This window comes from Brevibacterium aurantiacum, from assembly GCF_900169065.1.
GTDB lineage: Bacteria > Actinomycetota > Actinomycetes > Actinomycetales > Brevibacteriaceae > Brevibacterium > Brevibacterium aurantiacum.
In genome coordinates this window covers 48,903-68,933 of record NZ_FXZB01000017.1, presented here as the reverse complement: position 1 = coordinate 68,933, position 20,031 = coordinate 48,903, and the positions used below count along the sequence as shown (strand labels likewise).

Below are 20,031 nucleotides of genomic sequence, written 5' to 3'. Positions count from 1 at the left end.
CGGGGGCCGCGCTCACGGTAACCTTGACGGTATGGCAGATACCGAGTCGAACACGCCCGAAAACGCAGACCTTTCACCCGAACATCTCGATCCTGAGCAGATCCGGATCCGAAAGGAAAAGCGCCAGCGGCTCTTGGACTCCGACACCGAAGCCTATCCGGTCGGAATTCCGCGCACGCATACTCTGGCCGAGGTCCATGCCAGCCACGACGGGCTGGAAGCCGGGGACGAAACCGAGGACATCGTCGGCGTCGTCGGCCGTGTCGTATTTGTGAGGACCACCGGCAAGCTCTGCTTCGTGACCCTGCAGGCAGGAGACGGAACCCGTCTCCAGGGCATGCTGTCCCTGCGTGAAGTGGGGGAGGAGCGCCTCGGCGACTTCAAGACCGACGTCGACCTGGGCGACTTCCTGTTCATCCATGGCAAGGTCATCAAGTCAAAGCGCGGCGAACTCTCTGTGCTCGCCGATTCCTGGTCGATGGCCAGCAAGGCGCTGCGCCCGTTGCCGGGCCTGCACACCGAGCTCGCCGAGGACACTCGTGTGCGCCAGCGCTACCTTGATCTGATCACCCGCGAGGAAGCACGGAAGACCATGCTGACGCGGGCCGAGGTCATGTCGTCCCTGCGTCGTACCTTCGCGGGACAGGACTTCGTCGAGATCGAGACTCCGATGCTCCAGTTCATGCACGGCGGGGCCGCGGCTCGACCGTTCAAGACACACATGAACGCCTACGACATCGATATGTACCTGCGCATCGCGCCGGAGCTCTTCCTCAAGCGTGCAATCGTCGGCGGCATCGAGAACGTCTTCGAGATCAACCGCAACTTCCGCAACGAAGGTGCCGACTCCACTCACTCACCTGAGTTCGCGATGCTCGAGGCCTACCAGTCCTACGGCGACTACCACTCGATCGCAGACCTGACGAAGACGCTGGTCCAGAACGCCGCACAGGAGGCCACCGGATCCCTCGTCGTGAAGCTCGAGGACGGTGAGGACTACGACTTCGGTGGAGACTGGCCCGTCGTCAGCATGTACGAGACGCTGTCGGCAGAATCAGGAGTCGAGGTCACTCCGGAGGCCGGACTCGACGTCCTCGACAAAATCGCTGCCGACAACAACGTCGATCTGGGCGGAGTCTTCCGCTCACACGGAAAATACGTTGAAGAGCTGTGGGAGCACTTCTACCAGGACAAGCTGTGGGCACCGACCTTCGTCACCGACTTCCCCGTCGACACCTCACCTCTGGTCCGCGAGCACCGGACCAAGAAGGGCGTCGTGGAGAAATGGGATCTCTACGTCCGCGGGTTCGAACTGGCCACCGGCTATTCCGAGCTCGTCGATCCGGTCATCCAGCGTGAACGCTTCGAAGCACAGGCAGCCGACGCGGCCAAGGGTGACGAGGAAGCAATGGGCCTTGACGAAGAATTCCTCACAGCCATGGAACACGGAATGCCGCCGACCGGCGGTATGGGAATGGGACTTGATCGCCTGCTCATGGCTTTGACCGGCCTGGGAATTCGAGAAACGATTCTCTTCCCATTCACGAAGCCAATTGCCTCCGGTAATACGGAAATGGCTGAGGAGGGTTGAGCACATGATGGATCTGCTGAAGGCTCTATTGCCGTCGATCTGCGTAGCATTGCTGTTCTGGTACGTAATGAGAAACATCTTGCGTGCGGACCGCACCGAACGCGAACAGATCGATAAATACTATGCAGAGCAAGAGGTTAGCGAATTAGGCGATAATCATGAATCGGATGTTAAGCTGACTTCGTCAAATACATCAGATTATGAAAAGAGTGAACATGGCAAGGGAGATGCGACTCGTTCTCACGGATGATTTCGATGGCTCGGAGGCGTCGGAGACCGTGCGTTTCAGCCTCGACCAAGGTACCTACGAACTCGAACTGTCGACAGAAAATGCCGAAAAGCTCCGTGAAACGTTCGCTCCGTTCATCGCCAAGGCTCGCCGGGTAGCCAACCCCGGTGGTCGTGGGCGTCGCGCAGGATCCAGCTCAGCTGCCGGTCCGAAGCGGGACACCGCCAAGATTCGCGAATGGGCACAGGCAAACGGTTACCAGCTGGGAGATCGCGGTCGTATTCCGCTTGAAATCGTTCAGGCATATGAAGCTGCAGAGAGCTGAACCGATCGGATTCAGTTACAGCCGATAAACGAGGCGGTACAGCGAATCGAACTTCATTGATTCACTAATCGCTTCCTGAAGGGCCAACGGTTCATCCGTTGGTCCTTCAGCATTTCCGCCGACAATTCCTGCCTGCCGGGAAAGTCACTTCAAGGCAGACTCCAATCGTTCCGGAGGAATGCAGTCTCTCTCAGAGAATTCTCAGCGCAGCTGATTGATAAAGAGGATCAGCCATTCAGGTCGTCGCCAGAGTGAAGCCTGCCGGATAGGACTGAATACTCAATTTCAACTCTCGGTATTCGAGGAGTATCTCGATTTCTCGGGGGAGTTCTCCAATGGAACTGAGGCAACTCGAGCCACCTCATCGTCACGCAGTCGAAAAGAGCACAGAGACTCCGGTTTGGTCGATGGTGAGTTGGGCAGACGAGCACTGAAGGCGCGAACCCGGAATTTCGCCCACAGCCAAACGGTTTCGGCTGATGGCGAAACGTGCAATAGATCGTGGCCAATGGTCGTTAGGCTCTAAAGAATAACAAGACCGAGGAGGGTGAATATGTTCGAGCGGTTCACTGACCGAGCACGCCGAGTGGTAGTGCTTGCCCAGGAAGAAGCCAAACTACTCAAACATAACTACATCGGAACCGAGCACATCCTGCTCGGCCTGATCCACGAGGGTGAAGGCCTGGCAGCCAAAGCACTCGAGGGAATGGACATCTCTCTCGAGCAGGTGCGCGACCAAGTCCAGGAGATCATCGGACAGGGGCAGCAGGCACCGAGCGGGCACATCCCGTTCACTCCGCGTGCGAAGAAGGTCCTTGAGCTCAGCCTCCGTGAGGCTCTGCAGCTGGGACACAGCTACATCGGCACCGAGCACATTCTGCTGGGTCTGATCCGCGAGGGTGAAGGCGTTGCCGCACAGGTGCTCGTCAAGCTGGGCGCCGACCTGGGGCGTGTCCGTCAGGAAGTCATCAAGCTTCTGTCGGGCTACCAGGGCAAAGAGCCCGTCTCTGCGGGCGGACGCGAGGAGGGAACCCCCTCCGGTTCGCTGGTCCTCGACCAGTTCGGAACGAACCTGACTGCAGCCGCACGCGAGGGCACTCTCGACCCGGTCATCGGCCGACACGAGCAGATGCAGCGCGTGATGCAGATTCTGTCCCGACGGACTAAGAACAACCCTGTCCTCATCGGTGAACCCGGTGTCGGCAAGACCGCAGTCGTCGAGGGACTCGCCCTGGCAATCGTCAACGGCGAGGTCCCGGAGATCCTTGAGGACAAGCAGCTCTACACCTTGGACCTCGGTTCACTGGTGGCAGGCTCCCGCTACCGCGGTGACTTCGAGGAACGTCTGAAGAAGGTCCTCAAGGAGATTCGCACACGCGGCGACATCATCCTGTTCATCGACGAGATCCACACACTCGTGGGTGCCGGCGCTGCAGAGGGCGCCATCGACGCTGCTTCGATCCTCAAACCCATGCTGGCTCGTGGAGAACTGCAGACGATCGGTGCGACGACTCTTGACGAGTACCGCAAGCACATCGAGAAGGATGCCGCCCTCGAGCGTCGGTTCCAGCCGATTCAGGTTCCCGAACCGTCGTTGGCACACTCGATCGAGATCCTCAAGGGACTGCGCGACAAGTACGAAGCGCACCACAAGGTCACGATCACCGAGGGTGCACTTTCGGCCGCTGTGAACATGTCCGACCGCTACGTCAACGACAGGTACCTGCCGGACAAGGCGATCGACCTCATCGACGAAGCAGGTGCCAAACTGCGCATCTCGCGTCTGTCGGTGCCGCAGGAGATCCGTGACCTGGAGGAGAAGATTCTCGAGGCTCGGCATCGCAAGGAAGCTGCCATCGATGCTCAGGACTTCGAGCTCGCAGCGTCCGAGCGTGACTCCGAGATGAAGCTGCAGCAGGACAAGGACGAACAGACGGAGGCTTGGCGCAAGAGCGGCAAGGACACCTCTGCCGTGGTTGACGCGGAACTGATCGCCGAGGTGCTGGCAGCTGCCACAGGCATTCCGATCTTCAAGCTCACCGAGGAAGAGTCCTCGCGTCTGCTGCGGATGGAAGACGAACTGCACAAGCGCATCATCGGTCAGGACGACGCAGTCAAGTCGATCTCCCGTGCGATCCGGCGGACCCGTGCGGGTCTGAAGGATCCGAAGCGCCCCTCCGGCTCGTTCATCTTCGCTGGCCCCACAGGCGTCGGCAAGACCGAGCTGGCGAAGGCTCTGTCGGAGTTCCTGTTCGGTGACGAGGATTCGCTCATCAGCCTGGACATGTCGGAGTACTCGGAGAAGCACACCGTGTCCCGACTCTTCGGTTCTCCGCCCGGCTATGTGGGCTACGAAGAGGGCGGCCAGCTGACGGAGAAGGTCCGTCGCAAACCTTTCTCAGTGGTCCTCTTCGACGAGGTGGAGAAGGCTCACTCGGACATCTTCAACTCCCTGTTGCAGATTCTCGAGGATGGCCGTCTGACCGACTCGCAGGGTCGTGAGGTGGACTTCAAGAACACCATCATCATCATGACCACCAACCTGGGTACTCGAGACATCTCGAGTGGCCTGCAGCTGGGCTTCCAGGTTGAGGGCAACACGAACAACAATTACGAGCGCATGAAGCAGAAGGTCAACGAGGAGCTCAAGCAGCACTTCCGCCCCGAGTTCCTCAACCGTGTCGATGACACGATCGTCTTCCCTCAGCTGAACAAGGAAGAGATTCTGCAGATCGTCGACCAGTTCCTGGCACGTCTGGACGCCCGTCTGGCCGATCAGGGCATGAAGGTCGAAGTCAGCGATGCGGCGAAGAGCCTGCTGGCCGACCGTGGCTACGATCCGGTCTTGGGTGCTCGTCCGCTGCGTCGGACGATCCAGCTCGAGATCGAAGACCACCTGTCCGAGAAGATCCTGTTCAAGGAGATCGGCAGCGGTCAGACCATCAAGGTCGACGTCAAGGGAGAAGGCAAGGAAGCGGAATTCACGTTCGAAGGCGTGGAGACCGAAAGCATTGCCGCCAGCGGTCCGGATGACTCCGGTTCCGGTGGAGAACTCGCTGGTGCCGGTTCGTCCGGTGGCAGCGGATCGGGAAGCTCTACTTCCTGATCTTCTCCTGGAGCACTGAAGGAGCCCGGGGACACAGCAGCAGCTGAGTCCCCGGGCTTTTTCATGCCTGCGGCCGATGGTGTTGAATGAGGATATGAGCTCAGCCCCAGTCGACTTCGACCATGATCAGGTCTCCACGGATCACCACTTCAACCATTCGCTTCCCGGTGGGCTCTACCTGCGCAGGGCTCGCACATCCGACGTCAAGGGAATCGAGGCCTTGGTCGCCCCGCTGGCCGAAGAGCGCATTCTGCTGGCCAAGGACACCGTCACCTACTTCGAAACTCTGCAGGAGTTCTGGTTGGTGGTCGACCCGCAGCCCGACGGAACTGAGATTCTGGCCGGTTGCGCGGCACTGCACGTCATCTGGGCCGATCTTGCAGAAGCACGCACGGTAGCCACATCCCCGGCCTATCGGGGCCGCGGAGTAGGCAAGGCGCTCATCAGACAGCTCCTGGCAGATGCTGTGGCCATCGGCGTCGACAGGGTCTTCTGCCTGACCTTTGAGACCGGGTTCTTCGGTTCGCTCGGATTTGAGCCGATCAAGGGCATCCCCGTCTCTCCGGAGGTCTACGTCGAGCTTCTGCACTCCGCCGATGAGGGCGTGGCAGAGTTCCTGGACTTGGCCCGAGTCAAGCCCAACACCTTGGGCAACGCCCGCATGATCAAGTTTCTGTGAATCACCGTCGCGGCTCAGCGGATCCTGCAGCCGCGGATCCTGCAGCCGCGGATCAGGCAGCTTGAGACGATCAGCTGGGGAGTTGCAGCACGTTCTTCGTTCGTGCAGCCAAACCGTCTGAGACGAGGTCATCGATCAGGCGTGTGATCCTCTGTGAATCCGCGCTGAGGTCTCGAACTCGGTCGAGTTTCGTCGCGGTGTGCCCGGAGAGCTCATCGAGCATGTCGGGATCAATCTTGGCAGTCGTCGTAGTGAAGAGATCAATGGGAACCGATCCGCCGGTGTGAGCACCGTCGGCATTCTCATGCGCGGATTTGAGTACATCCATGATGGCTCCGCGCAGCTGCCTGTCTGTGCCCGCCCATTTCTGGGTCTTCGGCTTCACCGCCGAGGTGGGACGTCCCGCCTTCTGCCAGGCGCAGATGTCATTGAGCGGGCAGGTCTCGCACTGAGGGTTCCTGGCCGTGCACACGAGCGCACCGAACTCCATGACCCCGGCGTTCCACTGCTTGTGCTCTGTCTCCGGAACGAACTGGCCGGCCCATTCGGTCTCTGCACGACCAGGTGAAGGGGAGGGGCGATCGCGACCTGCGAACAGGCGGATGAGGACACGGCGCACGTTCGTGTCGAGGACGGTGGTGCGCTCCCCGTGGGCGAAGGATGTTACTGCTGCTGCGGTATAGGAGCCGATGCCGGGCAGACGTTCGAGCTCCTTGGCGGTCTGTGGCACGTGACCGTCGAGCTCCTCAGTGATGACACGTGCGGCTTCCTGGAGTCGCAGTGCCCTCCTTGGGTAACCGAGACGGTCCCAACGGTGGAGAACCTCGGCGGTGGGTGCCTGTGCCAGATCTGCGGGTGTCGGCCACTTCTGCATCCACTCCCGCCAACGGGGTTCGACCCGGGACACAGGGGTCTGCTGAGACATGATCTCGCTGACGAGGACGGCCCAGGCTGTGGTGTCGGCATCTCTCCACGGCAGGGGACGCGCCGCGGATTCGAACCAGGTGATGATCGTCTCGCGAACCCGATGGATGTCCGTGTTCGCAACTGCGGGGAACGGGGAATCGGGGCGCGAAGATCTCGATTCGGCAGAGGCTCGGTGTGTCATTTGGATGCTCAAACGCTTCGGCCTAGGCTCAAAGCGATGACTCCTTCCAATCGTGGTTCTCAGCCGAAGAACGGTGCCAGGCAGCCCCGCCAGTCTAGCGGGAAGCTGCCAGCGCACGTGTACCGTCGGCGTCGCTACGCGCTGCTGGTCGCCAGCCTTGTGGTCATCGCTCTGCTGGTGCTCGGGGTCGTCGGAATCGTCAAGGGACTTGGCGGCGGCGATGAGAAGGACCCTGTTGCCGAGGAGACTCCGTCTGCGAGCGAGACGACGGCGGCGCCAGTCCCAGATGAGAAGGCCGCAAGTGGTAAGTGCCCCGAGGAGCAGGTCGGTCTCAAGGCCAAGGTCAACAAGAAGAGCTTCAAAGAAGACGCCAAACCCAAGTTCGAAATGGTCATCGAGAACAACCACACGGCCACCTGCCTGATCGAAGTGGGCACCAAGGATCAGGAGTTCCTGGTCGAGAAGAACGGTGACGTCGTCTGGTCGTCGAAGTTCTGCGCCGCCGATGAGGACGAGAACGCTGAAGTCTCGACCGAGTTCGCGCCCGAATCGGAGAAGACTGCACAGTTCGAATGGAACCGGGTGCAGGTCGACAAGAACTGCAACCGGACGAACCAGGAATTCGGTGCCGGAGACTATGAGCTCATCGTCAAACTCGGCGATGAGGAGAGCAAGCCGGCAAAGTTCAAACTTGAGAAGGACGCTGCCACTAAGGCCAAAGAGAAGAAAGAAGCCGAGGACAAGAAGGCAGAAGACGAGAAGTCCGAAGCGCCCACGGAGAAGCCCTCGGACGAGAAGTCACCTGACGAATAGAAGCCTGGTGCCTGACCAGAGACGGCCGGTCTGCTGACGGCGCCGTGACGCTCAAGTCAGCGCGCGGATTAACTCGTGAGTTCTCAGGCTCCGCGGTAGGAGCCGACTCCCCAGGAATTGCCGTCATGGTCGCGGAAGTCGAACTCCCGACCGCCGTGAGGCTGTGTTGCCACCGGGCGGACGATCGCATGGCCCATGTCGATGACCTCTTCGTAGAGCCGATCGACTTCGCGTTCGGTGTCGACGACGACGTAGATGGAGTTCCCGCCGACACTGTCGAGGGCCGATCCGTCATTGCGGACGGAGCCCAACATGATTCCACCCGTCTCGCCCAGAGCGTATTCGGCATGGACGATGATCTCCGGGTCAGCCTCGTCCCTGATGATGAGCCGCTCGGTGAAACCGAGCGTGACCAGCAGAGCGGTCGTCGCGGCCGCGTCCGTGGTCCTCATCGCGGGAAAAACTGTCGTGGTCATGCTTCCAGGATGCGCCATTTTCGCGCAGATGTCCCGGAATTTTCACTGATTGCTTCCCAAAAGGATCTCGACGGCTTCGGAAACGTGCTCGCATTCTTTGACTCGCATCCCCTGGGGAGTGGAGACATTGCGCAGTGCGCCATGGGCGACGATCGCATGGGTGATTCCCAGACGAGAGGCCTCATTGAGCCTTTGGCCCAGGTTGGGAACATTGCGAATCTCGCCCGAGAGGCTGATCTCTCCGATCGCTACGAATTTCGCGGCCATCGGCTTTCCGATCGCGGCTGAGGCCAGCGAGAGACAGATTGCCAAGTCGCTGGCAGGTTCCGCCAGTTTCGCCCCGCCGACGGTGGCGGTGAAGACATCGGACTTGGCCAGGCTGATGTTCCCGATCTTCTGGCTGAGGACGGCGAGCATCATGGCCACGCGGGAGGAATCGACGCCGGAGACCGACCTGCGTGACTGTCCGCCAGCGGATTCGGTGATCAGCGACTGCACCTCGACCAAAAGCGGACGTTTGCCCTCCTGAGTCACTGTCAGACAGGTTCCTGGAGGATTGCTGCCGCTGCGGGAGAGGAAGAGGCCCGATGGGTCTTCGAGGCTCTTGATGCCGTTTTCCTCCATATCGAAGCAGCCGACGTCATCGGTCGGACCGAATCGGTTCTTCACGGCACGCAGCAAACGTAGGCGCGAATGCCGTTCACCTTCGAAGTTGCACACGACGTCGACGAGGTGCTCGAGGAGCCGGGGGCCGGCGATGGTGCCGTCCTTCGTGATATGGCCGACGAGCACGGTCGGCAGAGACCGGGCTTTGGCCTCACGGATCAGGGCCGCAGCCACCTCTCTGACCTGGGTGACTCCGCCAGGGACTCCGTCGATCTCGGAAGAGGCGAGTGTCTGGATGGAGTCGACGATGAGCATTTCAGGCTCTTCTGCCTCGATCATGCCAAGGACTGCGCCGAGGTCGGTCTCTGCCGCCAGCAGAAGGGTGTCTTCAAGGGCATTGATGCGTTCGGCCCGCAGCCGCACCTGCCCGGCTGATTCCTCGCCAGTGACGTAGAGAACCTTGGCTCCGAACTTCGCGACACGGGAGGCGACATCGAGCAGGAGCGTTGACTTCCCGACGCCCGGCTCGCCGGAGAGGAGAACGACGGCGCCGGGGACGATGCCGCCGCCGAGGACACGGTCGAATTCGCTGACGTAGGTGGTCTTCGCCTGGGCGAGAGTGGAATCGATCTGGTTGATCGACTTCGCACCGCTGGACTTCTTCACCTTCGTCTTTACCGAGGACTTGCCTGCGCCCTTCTCCTCGAGCGTTCCCCAGGCCTGGCATTCGGGGCAACGGCCCAGCCACTTGACGGTTGAATAGCCGCATTCAGTGCAGGTGAAAGACATAGGACAATTCTGACACGGGCCACTGACACAGCTATGTACTCAGCACCGCACACGCAAACGGGCCTCCGACGAACGATTCGCCGGAAGCCCGATTGCACTGCTCGCAGACATCAGTCCAGTGTGGTGAGGATCCTCGGACCATCCTCGGTGATGGCGATCGTGTTCTCCGAATGCGCACCGTTCGAACCGTCGGCCAAGCGCAGGGTCCAGCCGTCCTTGTCGACGGAGAGCTTCTTCGAGGTGAATGACCACCACGGTTCGATCGCCAGCGTCAGACCGGGCTTGAGCACCAAGCCGCGTCCACCCTTGCCGCGGTTGGCCACGTGTGGATCTTCGTGCATTGTGTGGCCCAGGCCGTGTCCGCCGAAGTCGAGGTTGACCGGGATGCGCTGTTCATCGGCGACATCGCCGATGGCCTTCGAGATATCGCCGAGGCGGTTGCCTGGCTGCGCAGCGGAGATGCCGGCTTCCAGTCCGGACCAGGTGGAGTCGATGAGGCGCTGGTCCTCTTCGCTGCCGTTCCCGACGATGACGGAGCGTGCGGCATCGGCGACCCAGCCGTCGATGGACACAGCAAAGTCCAAGGTGAGCAGGTCGCCGTCCTTCATCACGTAGTCGTGGGGCTTGCCGTGGAGGACTCCGTCGTTGACCGAGAGGCAGATGACGTTGCGGAAGGGGCCTTCCCCGAAGGAAGGAGCGTAGTCCCAGTAGCAGGACTTCGCGCCGGCCTCTTCGATGAGCTTTCGTGCCCGCTTCTCCAATTGCATGATGTTCATGCCCGGTTCTGCGAGCTCAGACAGTTCAGCCAATGTCTTCGCGACGAATCGGCCGGTGACCGCCATCTTGTCGATCTCGGCGGGTGTCTTCAGCTCAATCACAGGTGTTCTCCTTCAGTATTCACGGTCTCAATCGCAACTTTAGTCGTTCTGGTCCCTTCCGTCGCGGTCGCACTGTCCTTCCGTGATCAAGCAGACAGCTGCGAGCGAATATGATTGCAAGGCGTCTTGTGGGCAGGTAGATTCCGCATCATGAGGGAAATCATCATGGCGTTCTTCCTGGGCGTGGCATTTACGAACTCCTTGCTCATGGGTGAGGAGTCGCTCAGCGAGGGTGGGCAGGCGTGGATCTTGGAGCTCATCGTCTTCCCGCTCTTCGCATTGGTTGGAATTGGTGCAATGCTGCTGGAGCATAGAAAACGGGCGTCGGCCAAAAGCCGACGCCCGGATTCTCACGACACTGATCAACTGCCAGCACAGTCTCGCTGACTATCGCGCCAACTCTGCGCGGCGATTGCGGCGATGGACGAGCCAGACGACCGATCCGAGAATTGGCGCGACGATGATGAAGACTGCCCAAGCCAATTTGGTCGGGGCATCGACTTTCGACCGAGTCAGTGACACCAATGACCAGATAGCCAGACCGATGACGACGATGACGATCGCAGTCCAAGCGAAGTCGTACCAGGCAGGCAGCAGTGGGTTCCCAGACATGACAGCAGACTATCCCATCTGACAAGTGACCTTCAGAGGAACTCCACGCCCTGCGCCAGCGGCAGCTCACCTGAGTAGTTGACCGTGTTCGTCGCCTGGCGCATATAGGCCTTCCACGAATCGGTGCCGGACTCGCGGCCGCCGCCGGTTTCCTTCTCACCGCCGAAGGCCCCGCCGATCTCTGCACCTGAGGTGCCGATGTTGACGTTGGCGATGCCGCAGTCGGAGCGGGACAGGAACTTCTCGGACTCGGCAAGCTCCGAGGTGAAGATCGCCGAGGACAGGCCCTGCGGCACTCCGTTGTGGATCTCAAGTGCTTCGTCGAGATCGGAGTAGGTGACGACGTAGAGGATCGGAGCGAAGGTCTCCGACTCCATCACCGAGGTTTGGGTGGGCATCCGCACGACCGCCGGCTCCACATAGTGTGCATCGGGTCGTTCGTCGTCGAGGACGCGAGCACCGCCGGTCAGGACGGTGCCGCCCTCGGACTCGGCCTGCTTGAGTGCCGCCTGCATCGCCTCATAGGAGCCCTCATTGATGAGCGGTCCCACCAGCACGCCGTCCTCGGTGGGAGACCCGATGCTCAGCGTCTTGTAGGCCGCGACGATCTTGTCCACGAAGTCATCGGCGATGGACTCGTGGACGATGAGGCGGCGCAGGGTTGTGCAGCGCTGACCGGCCGTACCCGCAGCCGCGAAGACTACGCCCCGCAGCGCCAGGTCGATGTCGGCACTCGGGGCCACGATCGCACCATTGTTGCCGCCGAGTTCCAACAGAACCCGGCCGAAGCGTTCGGCCACGACCGGACCGACCTCACGGCCCATGCGCACCGAACCGGTGGCAGAGACCAGAGCCACTCGCTCATCGCGGACCATGGCATCGCCGATGTCCCGGCCGCCGACGAGGACAGGGACGAGTCCTTCCGGAGCCCCCACCTCGGCGGCGGCACGAGCCAGCAGGGACTGCGCGCCCAGGGCTGCGAGCACCGCGTTCTCCGACGGCTTCCACACCACGGCGTCCCCGGCGACCAGGGCCAAGGCCGTATTCCAGGAATACACGGCGACGGGGAAGTTGAAGGCGGAGATGACACCGACGACCCCGAGCGGATGCCAGGTCTCCATGAGTCGGTGACCGGGGCGCTCACTGGGCATGGTCTTGCCCCACAGCTGACGGGACTGGCCGAGTGCGAACTCGCAGATGTCGATCATCTCCTGCACCTCACCGGCGGCCTCGGACGGGGTCTTGCCCGCCTCGACCGTGATGATCTTCGCGAGGTCCTCCTTGTGCTCGCCCAGCAGCTGTCCCCAGCGCTGGACCAGCTGACCGCGCACGGGTGCAGGGACATCTCGCCAGGCGGCGAACGCTTCGGCGGCTGCGCCGATCTTCTCCGAGGCGGATTCCTTGGTGTCCGCGGCCAGCGTGCCCAAGCTCTGCCCGGTGATGGGGGAGCGGGCCGGCAGACTCGCCGCGGCGGAGGACCCGGCGGTGAGCACGGTGGCGTCGACCCCGCAGGCCTTGAGGCCGCCGGTGAGCAGGTCGGTGATGGTCTGGTCGGTGGGCAATGCGGTCATTGCAGTCCTTTCGCTGGTGCTCCTGGTGAGCGGGAATCTGATGATGTGCGTAAGTCACGGTCGATGGGAGTGAGCAACGGTCGATGGGAAGGGGGTGCGGGGCGTCAGACGATGTTGAGCTCCTTGCGCAGTCCCGAGGTGGCAAACCGACGTTTGTCCAGGCCGGAGACGTCGACGAAGGGCTGATGGCCGGTCATGAGGTCGGCGACGACCTCCCCGACGGCCGGTCCCATGAGGAATCCGTGGCCCGAGAACCCGCAGGCGTAGAAGAAACCGGAGAGCTCCTCGGCCTCACCGATGAGCGCATTGTGATCCGGGGTCATTTCATAGAGTCCCGCCCAACCGCGTTTGGCCTCGACATTGCCCAGGGCAGGAGCACGGGTTTCGATGAGTTCGGCCAAAGTGGGCAGCCAGTCCGGGTTGCGCTTGTCATCGAAGTCCCACACATCCGCCTCGTCCGGGCAGCCGAAAAGCAAGCCGGGACCCTCTGGATGCACGTAGAAGCTCGTGCTGAAGTCGATGGTGAAAGGCATGCGCGCCAAATCGATGCCCAGAGCCGCCTCATCCACAGGTTCGCTGACCATGATCTCGCGGCGCAGCGGCCTGACCGGCAGATCGACCCCGGCCGCCTCGCCGATGAGTCCGGACCAGGCGCCGGCGGCACACACGATCTGCGCAGACTCGATCCTGCCCTTGCTCGTGGTCACCGCGGTGACCCTGCGGGAGTCTGCGCCCTCGGTCGATTCGAATTCGGTCACCTCGCAGTTCTTGAGCACCTGCACGCCCAGGCCGCGTGCGGCGCTGACATATCCGGAGACCACGGCCTCGGGCGTGCAGTGCCCATCGCCGGGGTTGAAGGCCCCAGCAACGATGCCCTCTGTGTCGATGTACGGGGCCAGTTCGGCCACCTCGGCGACGGTGAGCATCCGGGAATCCAGGCCCATGCGCTGCTGGAGTGCGACGTTGGCCGCGAAGGTTTCGGCATCGGCGACGGAGTCGAGGAGAAACAGGTAGCCGTTGCTCACCAGATCGATGTCGACACCGAACTCGGTTTCGAAGTTGCGCAGCACCTCGAGGCTGCGCGTGGCCAGGGCGATGTTGACCTCATCGGAGAATTGGCAACGCACCCCGCCGGCGGCCTTCGACGTCGAGCCCGAGCCGGGGACGTTGCGCTCGACGAGAACGATGTCCTTCGCGCCGTGTTTGGCCAGGTGGTAAGCGATGGATGCTCCCATGACTCCGGCGCCGATGATGACCACCTCGGCGCTCGCCGGGGCTGTTGCTGTCGGTGATGTGCTCTCCAACTTCCACCTCTTTCGTCTCCTGCCGCAGCGACCGTCCTTGGTCGCCGCTGCAGTGGGGAGCGCCGACGTCGATGTCGGCGGAATGCGGCTCTCTGCCCATTGTGGTTCCCGTCACGTTTAAGGACAAGAGCGAGTTCATGAAAACTGTTTTTAGGAAACATGAAAAGAGCTATGCTGTCGCCATGGGATGGACCTTGGGACAGCTGCGCACATTCGTCACCGTGGCCGAACTCGGGTCCATGACCAGGGCCGCGGAGCAGCTGGGCTACAGCATCGGCGCGGTCTCCCAGCACATGAGTGCCCTGCGTCGGGCCGTCGGCTCCGAACTCTTCCTGCGCCGAGGCAGAGGGATGATCCTCGCCGAGGCTGGCCGGACGCTGCTTCCACGTGCCCGCAGCATCCTCGCCGCTCAGAAGCAGGCCGAGATGGCGATGCTGGGCAGGGATTTCCGCAGCGAGGCCATCGTCACGCTCGGCGTCTTCGGCTCCGCCTCGACCAGGGCGCTACCGTCGATCGTCAGAGCACTCGGCGAGCGGCACCCACACATCGAGGTCCGAGCCCGCGAGATCAACGTCGAGACGATGTCGGCGGCCGTCATCGACGGAGCCATCGATCTGGGCATCGGTATCAACTATCCGGCCGTGCCCCTGCCGCCCATGCGGGGGCTGAGCTGGAGAACCGTCGCCAGCGAGGACTTCGGCATCGTCGTGCCCGCGGGTGCACCGCGGCTCACACCGCTGGACCTGGCCGAAGCGGATTGGATCCTGCCGCCGGCCGAAGAGCTCTTCGGGCGAGCGATGCGACTGGCCACCTCGGCGCTGGGCATTGCCGCCAAGGAGACCCACATCGTCACCGACACCGCGGTCGCGCTCGCCCTGGCCGGGACGGGACTCGGCCTGACGCTGGCGACTCCGATCATGATGTCCCTGGGCGGGCCTGACGTCAATCTGCATCCCATCGCCGAGGCGGGCGGCCGGGAGATCATCGTGCTGACCTCCCCGGACCCGGCAGATCCGGTCGCCGCCGTCGCCGAGGTGGTGGCCGAGGTCTTTCGTCCTAGGATGGGGCCATGAGCTTCGATCATCAGTGGAACCGCATCCGTGAGACCAACCCCGACCACTCCGCGAACTACGCCGAGAGGTGGCGCAATCTGGCTGCCTCCGGTCACGACATCGGGGGAGAGGCGCGGTTCGTCAATGCGATGGCACCGCGCGGGGCACGCATCCTCGACGCCGGCTGCGGAACCGGTCGGGCCGGTGGTCTGCTCATCAATGAGGGCCACACCGTCTACGGTGTCGATCTCGACGAGTTCCTCATCTCTGTCGCCGAGGAGGACTTCCCGAGCGGTGAATGGCACACCGGCGACTTGGCCGAATTCGATTTCGCTGGCGCAGGCATCAATGACATCGACGTGGCGTTCTGCGCCGGCAACGTCCTGTCCTTCCTCGATCCGGCCTCACGTCGCCAGACCCTGTCGAATATCAAATCGACGCTGAAACCCGGTGGACGCTTCGTCGCCGGCTTCGGAGCCGGCCGCGGCTATGACTTCGCAGACTTCATCGACGATGTGAAGTCGACCGGCATGATCGTCAACCTCAAGCTGGCCACGTGGGAGCTCCACCCCTTCGAACCAGACAGCGGATTCCTCGTCCTCATCGCCGAGCGCGTGTGAGAGATGCGGCGAATGTGATTTGCTGGAACAGACAGAGCCAATTCGAGATGAAGTGAGGTCAGCATGATTTTCATCGTTGTGAAGTATGACGTGAAGCCCGAAAGCGTCGAGAAGTTCCCCGAAGCGGTGCGCACCTTCACCGAGGCGACACGGTCGGAACCGGGCAACCTGTGGTTCGAATGGTCCAAGAGCCTGGAGAAGGACAACGAGTTCGTCCTCGTCGAAGCATTCACCGACGAAGGGGCAGAACCCCACGTCAAGAGCGATCACTTCGCCGCCGGACTCGAAGCCATGCGCCCCCACCTTGCGTCGACGCCGAAGATCATCTCGCGCAAGATCGACGGCGAAGGCTGGGACGAGATGGGCGAACTCCAGATCGACTGATCTGCACCTTCCTCCCACCGCCTGCATTGCGGCGGCCCTGTTGAAATGGGTCTGGGTTGCCTAGACTTCTCCCATGGCAACCAAAGCGATGAATGTGCAGGCGATCGAGAAGGCTCTCGGCGAACCCTGGGTTGACACTCGGGCCCGCCTCGAGGCGGCTGGGGGAGCGTCGGCGAGTCACAAGGAACTCGCCGACGCCCTCTACCCGCAGTTCGACGGGGTCGTTGAGAAGCACGGGTGGTGGGTTCAGGGCGCGGTCGTGGCCTATGAGCAGGAGATCGGCAGACGTGTGCCGGGCCAGCGCGCCGACGGAACCTTCGACGTCGCGGTCTCGCGCACCTTGACCGGTACGCGAAATGATGTCATCACCCGCTTCGCCTTCCTCATCGACGAGGGAACGCTGGCAGGCGTGGCTCTCGACGGTGAGGCGCGCACCTCGACGACTGAGAAGCGTTCCTTCTGGCGGGCGAATCTCGAGGACGGAACCAAGTTCGAGGCCGCGGCCGAACCGAAGGACGAAGGCAGGACGATGCTGGTGCTCACCGCGTCGAAGCTGCCCAGCACCGAGGCCCTCGAGGAGCGGCGAGCCGCGCTCAAGGAGCTCCTCGGGCAGCTCTGAGTATGCGATCGCCTGTGGCTGGCGGGACCTTCAGTGCCTCAGCCGCCGACGATCGGATTCCACGTACCGAACGCATGCGCGGCCACGATCGCGAGAACGCAGACGGCCACTGACACCGTCACAGCCACACCATCCCCGGCGCCGAAGGTCGAGCGCCTGCGCCAGGTCCGTCCGGGACGACCGAACGCCCTGCCCTCCATGGCCATGGCCAAAGTGGTACCGCGTCGGATCGACTGCACCAGCAGCACGAAGATACCGGCGAAGAGACTCCCCGTGCGCCGCACGATCGAACCCCCGGCGAGGCCCCTGGCCCGTCTGGCCATCGCCAAAGTCTGCCATTCGCTGACAAGCAGCCCGAGCAGTCGGCTCGCCGCGAGCACCGAGACGACGACCACCTCGGGCAGGTGCAGCCGCTGGATGAGCACATCCGCGAGGTCACGAGGATCAATGGTGGAGGCCAGGACGATGAGCGGAATAGCCAAGGCCAAGGCACGCAGGAAGATCGCGGCCGCTGCCTCGAGAGAACCCGTCGTCATCAGGACCGGACCGAGGTCGATGACCACCGCACCGGTCTTCTCTGCCAGAATCGCCGTGCCCCACGCCGCCAGAAGTGCGCCGAGAGGCAGGAACCACAGACGCTTGAGTGCAGCTATCAGGTCCAGCCCCGTCGTCGGCAGTGCGAGCAGGCAGAACCCCAGGACGACTCCCGCCGAGACCATGTCGATGCTCAACAGTGTTCCGACCATGAGGATGAGCGCCACAGCGATCTTCGTCAGCGGATTGCACGTGACCAGTGCCGTGGTGCGCACCAAGGGAATGAGCTGGCCGGGATCATGAACCGCGACCTCGGTGCCCGTGGCGACTGTGGCTCGCCCAGCCGGATCGGTGTGTTCGATCGCGTGCTCACGCAATTCGCTCACCTGCCTTCGTCCTCCGACTCAACTCGACCCGCCTGGCCCCGATGGCGTCGAGGAACGCATGGTCGTGGCTGACCGCGACCACGGCGGACCCGCGGGCAAGGACGTCGATGAACTGCTCGACCAGACCGGCCCAGGTCAGGGCATCCTGGCCGAACGTCGGTTCGTCGACGATGAGCACCTGCGGCCGCGGCGCCATCATGGCAGCCACCGACAGGCGACGCTTCTCACCGCCCGAGAGGCCCTGTGGATGGGCCTCGGCGAGCTTCTCAAGTCCCAGCACCTCGAGGAGTTCGGCGACGCGATCGTCGACCTCGGCACTCGACCATCCGGCCAGCCGCGGTCCCAAGGCCAGCTCCTCGGTCACACTCGAGCGCAGGAACTGATGTTCGGGTTCCTGGAACACCATCCCGATGCGAGGAGCCAGAAACGCTGAGGGCCACCGGAAGGGTCGGGCATGCTTGGCACCATCTCGCAGATTACCGACAGCTCTCACCTCTCCCTCGAATTCCCGGATGAGGCCGGCCAGGGTCAGCGCCAAGGTCGACTTGCCGGCCCCGTTGGCGCCGACGATGCCCAGGGCCTCACCGGACCGAACGGACAAATCGAGGCCGGTCGCCGCCGGAACCTTCGCACCGGGGCGAGCCACACTGAGGCACTCGGTCGTCAGCACGACCTCGCCGTCGGGGTGGGGGAGCGGTTCCGCACCAGGCTGCACCGCAGGGTTGGAGGGTCCGGCCGTCTCCGGCACCCAGATCCCACACTCAACCAGCACCTCGGCGAGCGCAGGATCACCGAAGACCGACCTCGGCAGACCCTGGGCAAGCAGGCCCGCTGGGCCGAGGACGATCACGGTGTCCACGTGATCGAGCCACAGTCCGACCCGGTGTTCGACGATGACCATCGTCGCCGAGGTAGCCGCCTGGGTCTCGAGGACAGCATCCCGAACGGAGGCGGCGGAATCCGGATCGATATTGGCCGTCGGCTCATCGAGGATGATCACCTGCGGTGCCATCGCGTGGATTCCTGCCAGCGCCAGACGCTGCTTCTGTCCTCCGGACAGTGCAGCGGTGGGATGGTCGTGGGGGAGACCCAGGCCCATTGCCGCAAGGGAAGTTGGAATGCGAGCGGCGATGACGTCGGCGGGCAGGCCCAGATTCTCCATGCCGAAGGCGACATCATCACCGACCCGGGAGAAGATCACCTGCGAATCGGGGTCCTGGAGGACCAGCCCGGTCTCACCTCGGCGCGGATCCGGTGGACGGTCACCGATGAGAAGCTGACCATCTGCCTCACCCGACTCGGCAGGCAGAACTCCGGCGATCGCATGCAGGAGGGTGGTCTTACCTGCCCCGGACGGGCCGAGCAGAAGCACCTTCTCACCTGCTGCGATGTCCAGATCGAGGGGACCGACCGCGGGTTCATCACGGTCGGCATGGCGCCACGAGAACCCGCGGGCGCGAATCGGCAGGGCCATCAGCGCGCTCGGCCGGAGGCGAAGGCGCTCAGGGCCCCGGTCTTCGCGATCGCCCGGTAGGCGAACCAGGCGCCGATGCCGGAGATGACGATGCCGGAGATGATCGCGCACACGGCATAGGCAGCCTGGTAGCCGAACTGCCATTCGGCGTTGTACATGATGTTCTCGCTCACGGACATGAACGCGGCGGCCAGCAGCCCGGCCAAGCTCGTGACCCACAGGGTGAACCTGCGATAGCCGAAGGCCGCGAAGATGAGTTCGGCGCCGAGGCCTTGGACGAGTCCGGAGAGCAGAACGGTGGCTCCGAAGTGAGAGCCCAGCACCGCCTCGACGATGGCGGCGATCATTTCGCACAGCAGAGCGGCACCGGGTTTGCGGATAATGGCACCGGCCAGAGGGCCGGCGAGGACCCAGAGGCCGGCGATGAGGCCGATCGATGGAGGGAAGGCCTGGAACCCGAGTTCGAGGACCTTCCAGCTCAGGGCCAGGACCCAGAAGATGAGTCCGACGCCGATTCCCAGCACGGCGGTGACAACGTAGTCGACGACCCGCCACTGCTTCGTCGCCGGTACCTGGGAATAGTGGGGCGCGGTCTTCACAGCGGAATCCGGCGCAGTCATTTCTGGCATAGTGCCTCCTCATATCAAGGAGGGGTAGAAGAGTCTCGACTTCCTTCGGCGGTGCTAGCCGCATCAGGTTCGAGGGTCTGCAGCTTCATCTGCACTCTCAGCGCCCCTTTCGGCGCTCCCCTGTCGTGAGAACCACTGTACCCCAGTCGACGCGCAGAGCTCGTTACGGAAAGTTCACCTGCCGTTGACTCGGCGGTCGCACGTCGGCGGCGGAGCTTTCATTACCGACGGGTAAGAATATTCGGG

Annotated in this window: 22 protein-coding genes and 1 riboswitch; of the genes, 12 read left to right on the top strand and 10 right to left on the bottom strand. The window is 62.7% G+C overall.

Annotated elements, in window-relative coordinates:
• The first annotated feature begins 31 nt into the window (after positions 1-31).
• From lysS to BAUR9175_RS12690, 5 genes are all read left to right on the top strand, one after another.
• Positions 32-1,591 (top strand): lysine--tRNA ligase, encoded by a 1,560-nt coding sequence (gene lysS, locus BAUR9175_RS12710; protein ID WP_096158391.1) that lies wholly within the window; start codon positions 32-34, stop codon positions 1,589-1,591.
• 4 nt (positions 1,592-1,595) lie between these two features.
• Positions 1,596-1,841 (top strand): hypothetical protein, encoded by a 246-nt coding sequence (locus BAUR9175_RS12705; RefSeq protein ID WP_101557271.1) that lies wholly within the window; start codon positions 1,596-1,598, stop codon positions 1,839-1,841.
• Positions 1,807-2,145: a histone-like nucleoid-structuring protein Lsr2 gene (locus BAUR9175_RS12700; RefSeq protein WP_029417415.1), complete on the top strand. Its 339-nt coding sequence runs from the start codon at positions 1,807-1,809 to the stop codon at positions 2,143-2,145. Before BAUR9175_RS12705 ends, BAUR9175_RS12700 begins: the two co-directional genes overlap by 35 nt.
• Before the next feature lie 553 nt (positions 2,146-2,698).
• Positions 2,699-5,251 carry an ATP-dependent Clp protease ATP-binding subunit gene (locus BAUR9175_RS12695; RefSeq protein WP_009884271.1) on the top strand — a complete coding sequence of 851 codons (2,553 nt, stop codon included), beginning with the start codon at positions 2,699-2,701 and terminating at the stop codon, positions 5,249-5,251.
• 94 nt (positions 5,252-5,345) lie between these two features.
• A complete protein-coding gene (locus tag BAUR9175_RS12690; protein WP_009884272.1) occupies positions 5,346-5,930 on the top strand; it encodes an amino-acid N-acetyltransferase in 585 nt (194 codons plus the stop codon).
• Between the two features lie 70 nt (positions 5,931-6,000).
• Here the strand turns inward: BAUR9175_RS12690 and BAUR9175_RS12685 are convergent, their stop codons facing one another.
• Positions 6,001-7,038, bottom strand: a complete 1,038-nt coding sequence (locus BAUR9175_RS12685) for an iron-sulfur binding domain-containing protein (RefSeq protein ID WP_069599680.1) — start codon at positions 7,036-7,038, stop codon at positions 6,001-6,003.
• Between the two features lie 36 nt (positions 7,039-7,074).
• On the opposite strand from BAUR9175_RS12685, the gene BAUR9175_RS12680 reads away from it, so the two are divergent.
• Positions 7,075-7,851 (top strand): LytR C-terminal domain-containing protein, encoded by a 777-nt coding sequence (locus tag BAUR9175_RS12680; RefSeq protein ID WP_226823988.1) that lies wholly within the window; start codon positions 7,075-7,077, stop codon positions 7,849-7,851.
• Positions 7,852-7,934: 83 nt separating this feature from the next.
• On the opposite strand, the gene BAUR9175_RS12675 is transcribed toward BAUR9175_RS12680, so the two are convergent.
• The 3 genes from BAUR9175_RS12675 to map all read right to left on the bottom strand — a co-directional run bounded on the left by BAUR9175_RS12675 (position 7,935) and on the right by map (position 10,600).
• Positions 7,935-8,327: a VOC family protein gene (locus tag BAUR9175_RS12675; RefSeq protein WP_226823989.1), complete on the bottom strand. Its 393-nt coding sequence runs from the start codon at positions 8,325-8,327 to the stop codon at positions 7,935-7,937.
• Positions 8,328-8,369: 42 nt separating this feature from the next.
• Complete coding sequence (gene radA / locus BAUR9175_RS12670; RefSeq protein WP_009884276.1) at positions 8,370-9,722, bottom strand: DNA repair protein RadA; 1,353 nt, start codon at positions 9,720-9,722, stop codon at positions 8,370-8,372.
• A 110-nt stretch (positions 9,723-9,832) separates the two neighbouring features.
• On the bottom strand, positions 9,833-10,600 hold the full coding sequence (gene map, locus BAUR9175_RS12665; protein ID WP_009884277.1) for a type I methionyl aminopeptidase: 768 nt from the start codon (positions 10,598-10,600) through the stop codon (positions 9,833-9,835).
• Positions 10,601-10,750: 150 nt separating this feature from the next.
• On the opposite strand from map, the gene BAUR9175_RS12660 reads away from it, so the two are divergent.
• Positions 10,751-10,987 carry a hypothetical protein gene (locus BAUR9175_RS12660; RefSeq protein WP_009884278.1) on the top strand — a complete coding sequence of 79 codons (237 nt, stop codon included), beginning with the start codon at positions 10,751-10,753 and terminating at the stop codon, positions 10,985-10,987.
• Here the strand turns inward: BAUR9175_RS12660 and BAUR9175_RS12655 are convergent, their stop codons facing one another.
• The 3 genes from BAUR9175_RS12655 to BAUR9175_RS12645 form a co-directional block, all read right to left on the bottom strand.
• On the bottom strand, positions 10,988-11,212 hold the full coding sequence (locus BAUR9175_RS12655) for a PLD nuclease N-terminal domain-containing protein (protein WP_009884279.1): 225 nt from the start codon (positions 11,210-11,212) through the stop codon (positions 10,988-10,990). It abuts the gene before it with no gap.
• A gap of 32 nt (positions 11,213-11,244) precedes the next feature.
• Entirely contained in the window at positions 11,245-12,783 is a 1,539-nt protein-coding gene (gene amaB / locus BAUR9175_RS12650; protein ID WP_101583983.1) for an L-piperidine-6-carboxylate dehydrogenase, read from the bottom strand.
• Between the two features lie 104 nt (positions 12,784-12,887).
• Positions 12,888-14,018: an NAD(P)/FAD-dependent oxidoreductase gene (locus BAUR9175_RS12645; RefSeq protein ID WP_240516280.1), complete on the bottom strand. Its 1,131-nt coding sequence runs from the start codon at positions 14,016-14,018 to the stop codon at positions 12,888-12,890.
• Here BAUR9175_RS12645 and BAUR9175_RS19385 point away from each other — a divergent pair.
• The 5 genes from BAUR9175_RS19385 (at position 14,017) to BAUR9175_RS12625 (ending at position 16,762) form a co-directional block, all read left to right on the top strand.
• Positions 14,017-14,208 carry a hypothetical protein gene (locus BAUR9175_RS19385; protein ID WP_164513763.1) on the top strand — a complete coding sequence of 64 codons (192 nt, stop codon included), beginning with the start codon at positions 14,017-14,019 and terminating at the stop codon, positions 14,206-14,208. The genes BAUR9175_RS12645 and BAUR9175_RS19385 overlap by 2 nt on opposite strands.
• Positions 14,209-14,269: 61 nt before the next feature.
• Positions 14,270-15,160, top strand: a complete 891-nt coding sequence (locus tag BAUR9175_RS12640) for a LysR family transcriptional regulator (protein ID WP_101583981.1) — start codon at positions 14,270-14,272, stop codon at positions 15,158-15,160.
• Positions 15,157-15,759 carry a class I SAM-dependent methyltransferase gene (locus BAUR9175_RS12635; RefSeq protein ID WP_096158393.1) on the top strand — a complete coding sequence of 201 codons (603 nt, stop codon included), beginning with the start codon at positions 15,157-15,159 and terminating at the stop codon, positions 15,757-15,759. Before BAUR9175_RS12640 ends, BAUR9175_RS12635 begins: the two co-directional genes overlap by 4 nt.
• Positions 15,760-15,822: 63 nt before the next feature.
• On the top strand, positions 15,823-16,143 hold the full coding sequence (locus BAUR9175_RS12630; RefSeq protein WP_096158394.1) for a putative quinol monooxygenase: 321 nt from the start codon (positions 15,823-15,825) through the stop codon (positions 16,141-16,143).
• A gap of 73 nt (positions 16,144-16,216) precedes the next feature.
• Positions 16,217-16,762 carry a hypothetical protein gene (locus BAUR9175_RS12625; RefSeq protein WP_096158395.1) on the top strand — a complete coding sequence of 182 codons (546 nt, stop codon included), beginning with the start codon at positions 16,217-16,219 and terminating at the stop codon, positions 16,760-16,762.
• A gap of 38 nt (positions 16,763-16,800) precedes the next feature.
• Here BAUR9175_RS12625 and BAUR9175_RS12620 read toward each other — a convergent pair whose 3' ends face one another.
• The 3 genes from BAUR9175_RS12620 to BAUR9175_RS12610 are packed head-to-tail and all read right to left on the bottom strand — an operon-like array spanning position 16,801 to position 19,776.
• A complete protein-coding gene (locus BAUR9175_RS12620) occupies positions 16,801-17,682 on the bottom strand; it encodes an energy-coupling factor transporter transmembrane component T family protein (protein WP_009884286.1) in 882 nt (293 codons plus the stop codon).
• Positions 17,666-19,156 carry an ABC transporter ATP-binding protein gene (locus BAUR9175_RS12615; RefSeq protein WP_096158396.1) on the bottom strand — a complete coding sequence of 497 codons (1,491 nt, stop codon included), beginning with the start codon at positions 19,154-19,156 and terminating at the stop codon, positions 17,666-17,668. The genes BAUR9175_RS12620 and BAUR9175_RS12615 overlap by 17 nt, the downstream gene beginning before the upstream one ends.
• Complete coding sequence (locus BAUR9175_RS12610) at positions 19,156-19,776, bottom strand: ECF transporter S component (protein ID WP_069599686.1); 621 nt, start codon at positions 19,774-19,776, stop codon at positions 19,156-19,158. The genes BAUR9175_RS12615 and BAUR9175_RS12610 overlap by 1 nt, the downstream gene beginning before the upstream one ends.
• Before the next feature lie 32 nt (positions 19,777-19,808).
• Positions 19,809-19,917, bottom strand: a riboswitch (TPP riboswitch).
• Positions 19,918-20,031 lie beyond the last annotated feature (114 nt).

Bases quoted from the DNA above. Each gene is read 5' to 3' on its own strand.
- BAUR9175_RS12645 (WP_240516280.1), bottom strand. From the start codon at position 14,018: ATGGGAGCATCCATCGCTTACCACCTGGCCAAACACGGCGCGAAGGAC.
- BAUR9175_RS12705 (WP_101557271.1), top strand. From the start codon at position 1,596: ATGATGGATCTGCTGAAGGCTCTATTGCCGTCGATCTGCGTAGCATTG.
- BAUR9175_RS12690 (WP_009884272.1), top strand. From the start codon at position 5,346: ATGAGCTCAGCCCCAGTCGACTTCGACCATGATCAGGTCTCCACGGAT.
- radA (WP_009884276.1), bottom strand. From the start codon at position 9,722: ATGTCTTTCACCTGCACTGAATGCGGCTATTCAACCGTCAAGTGGCTG.
- BAUR9175_RS12625 (WP_096158395.1), top strand. From the start codon at position 16,217: ATGGCAACCAAAGCGATGAATGTGCAGGCGATCGAGAAGGCTCTCGGC.
- amaB (WP_101583983.1), bottom strand. From the start codon at position 12,783: ATGACCGCATTGCCCACCGACCAGACCATCACCGACCTGCTCACCGGC.
- BAUR9175_RS12675 (WP_226823989.1), bottom strand. From the start codon at position 8,327: ATGACCACGACAGTTTTTCCCGCGATGAGGACCACGGACGCGGCCGCG.
- BAUR9175_RS12695 (WP_009884271.1), top strand. From the start codon at position 2,699: ATGTTCGAGCGGTTCACTGACCGAGCACGCCGAGTGGTAGTGCTTGCC.
- BAUR9175_RS12680 (WP_226823988.1), top strand. From the start codon at position 7,075: ATGACTCCTTCCAATCGTGGTTCTCAGCCGAAGAACGGTGCCAGGCAG.
- BAUR9175_RS19385 (WP_164513763.1), top strand. From the start codon at position 14,017: ATGACTCCGGCGCCGATGATGACCACCTCGGCGCTCGCCGGGGCTGTT.
- BAUR9175_RS12640 (WP_101583981.1), top strand. From the start codon at position 14,270: ATGGGATGGACCTTGGGACAGCTGCGCACATTCGTCACCGTGGCCGAA.
- lysS (WP_096158391.1), top strand. From the start codon at position 32: ATGGCAGATACCGAGTCGAACACGCCCGAAAACGCAGACCTTTCACCC.
- BAUR9175_RS12660 (WP_009884278.1), top strand. From the start codon at position 10,751: ATGAGGGAAATCATCATGGCGTTCTTCCTGGGCGTGGCATTTACGAAC.
- BAUR9175_RS12610 (WP_069599686.1), bottom strand. From the start codon at position 19,776: ATGACTGCGCCGGATTCCGCTGTGAAGACCGCGCCCCACTATTCCCAG.
- BAUR9175_RS12630 (WP_096158394.1), top strand. From the start codon at position 15,823: ATGATTTTCATCGTTGTGAAGTATGACGTGAAGCCCGAAAGCGTCGAG.
- BAUR9175_RS12655 (WP_009884279.1), bottom strand. From the start codon at position 11,212: ATGTCTGGGAACCCACTGCTGCCTGCCTGGTACGACTTCGCTTGGACT.
- BAUR9175_RS12700 (WP_029417415.1), top strand. From the start codon at position 1,807: ATGGCAAGGGAGATGCGACTCGTTCTCACGGATGATTTCGATGGCTCG.
- BAUR9175_RS12685 (WP_069599680.1), bottom strand. From the start codon at position 7,038: ATGACACACCGAGCCTCTGCCGAATCGAGATCTTCGCGCCCCGATTCC.
- BAUR9175_RS12635 (WP_096158393.1), top strand. From the start codon at position 15,157: ATGAGCTTCGATCATCAGTGGAACCGCATCCGTGAGACCAACCCCGAC.
- BAUR9175_RS12615 (WP_096158396.1), bottom strand. From the start codon at position 19,156: ATGGCCCTGCCGATTCGCGCCCGCGGGTTCTCGTGGCGCCATGCCGAC.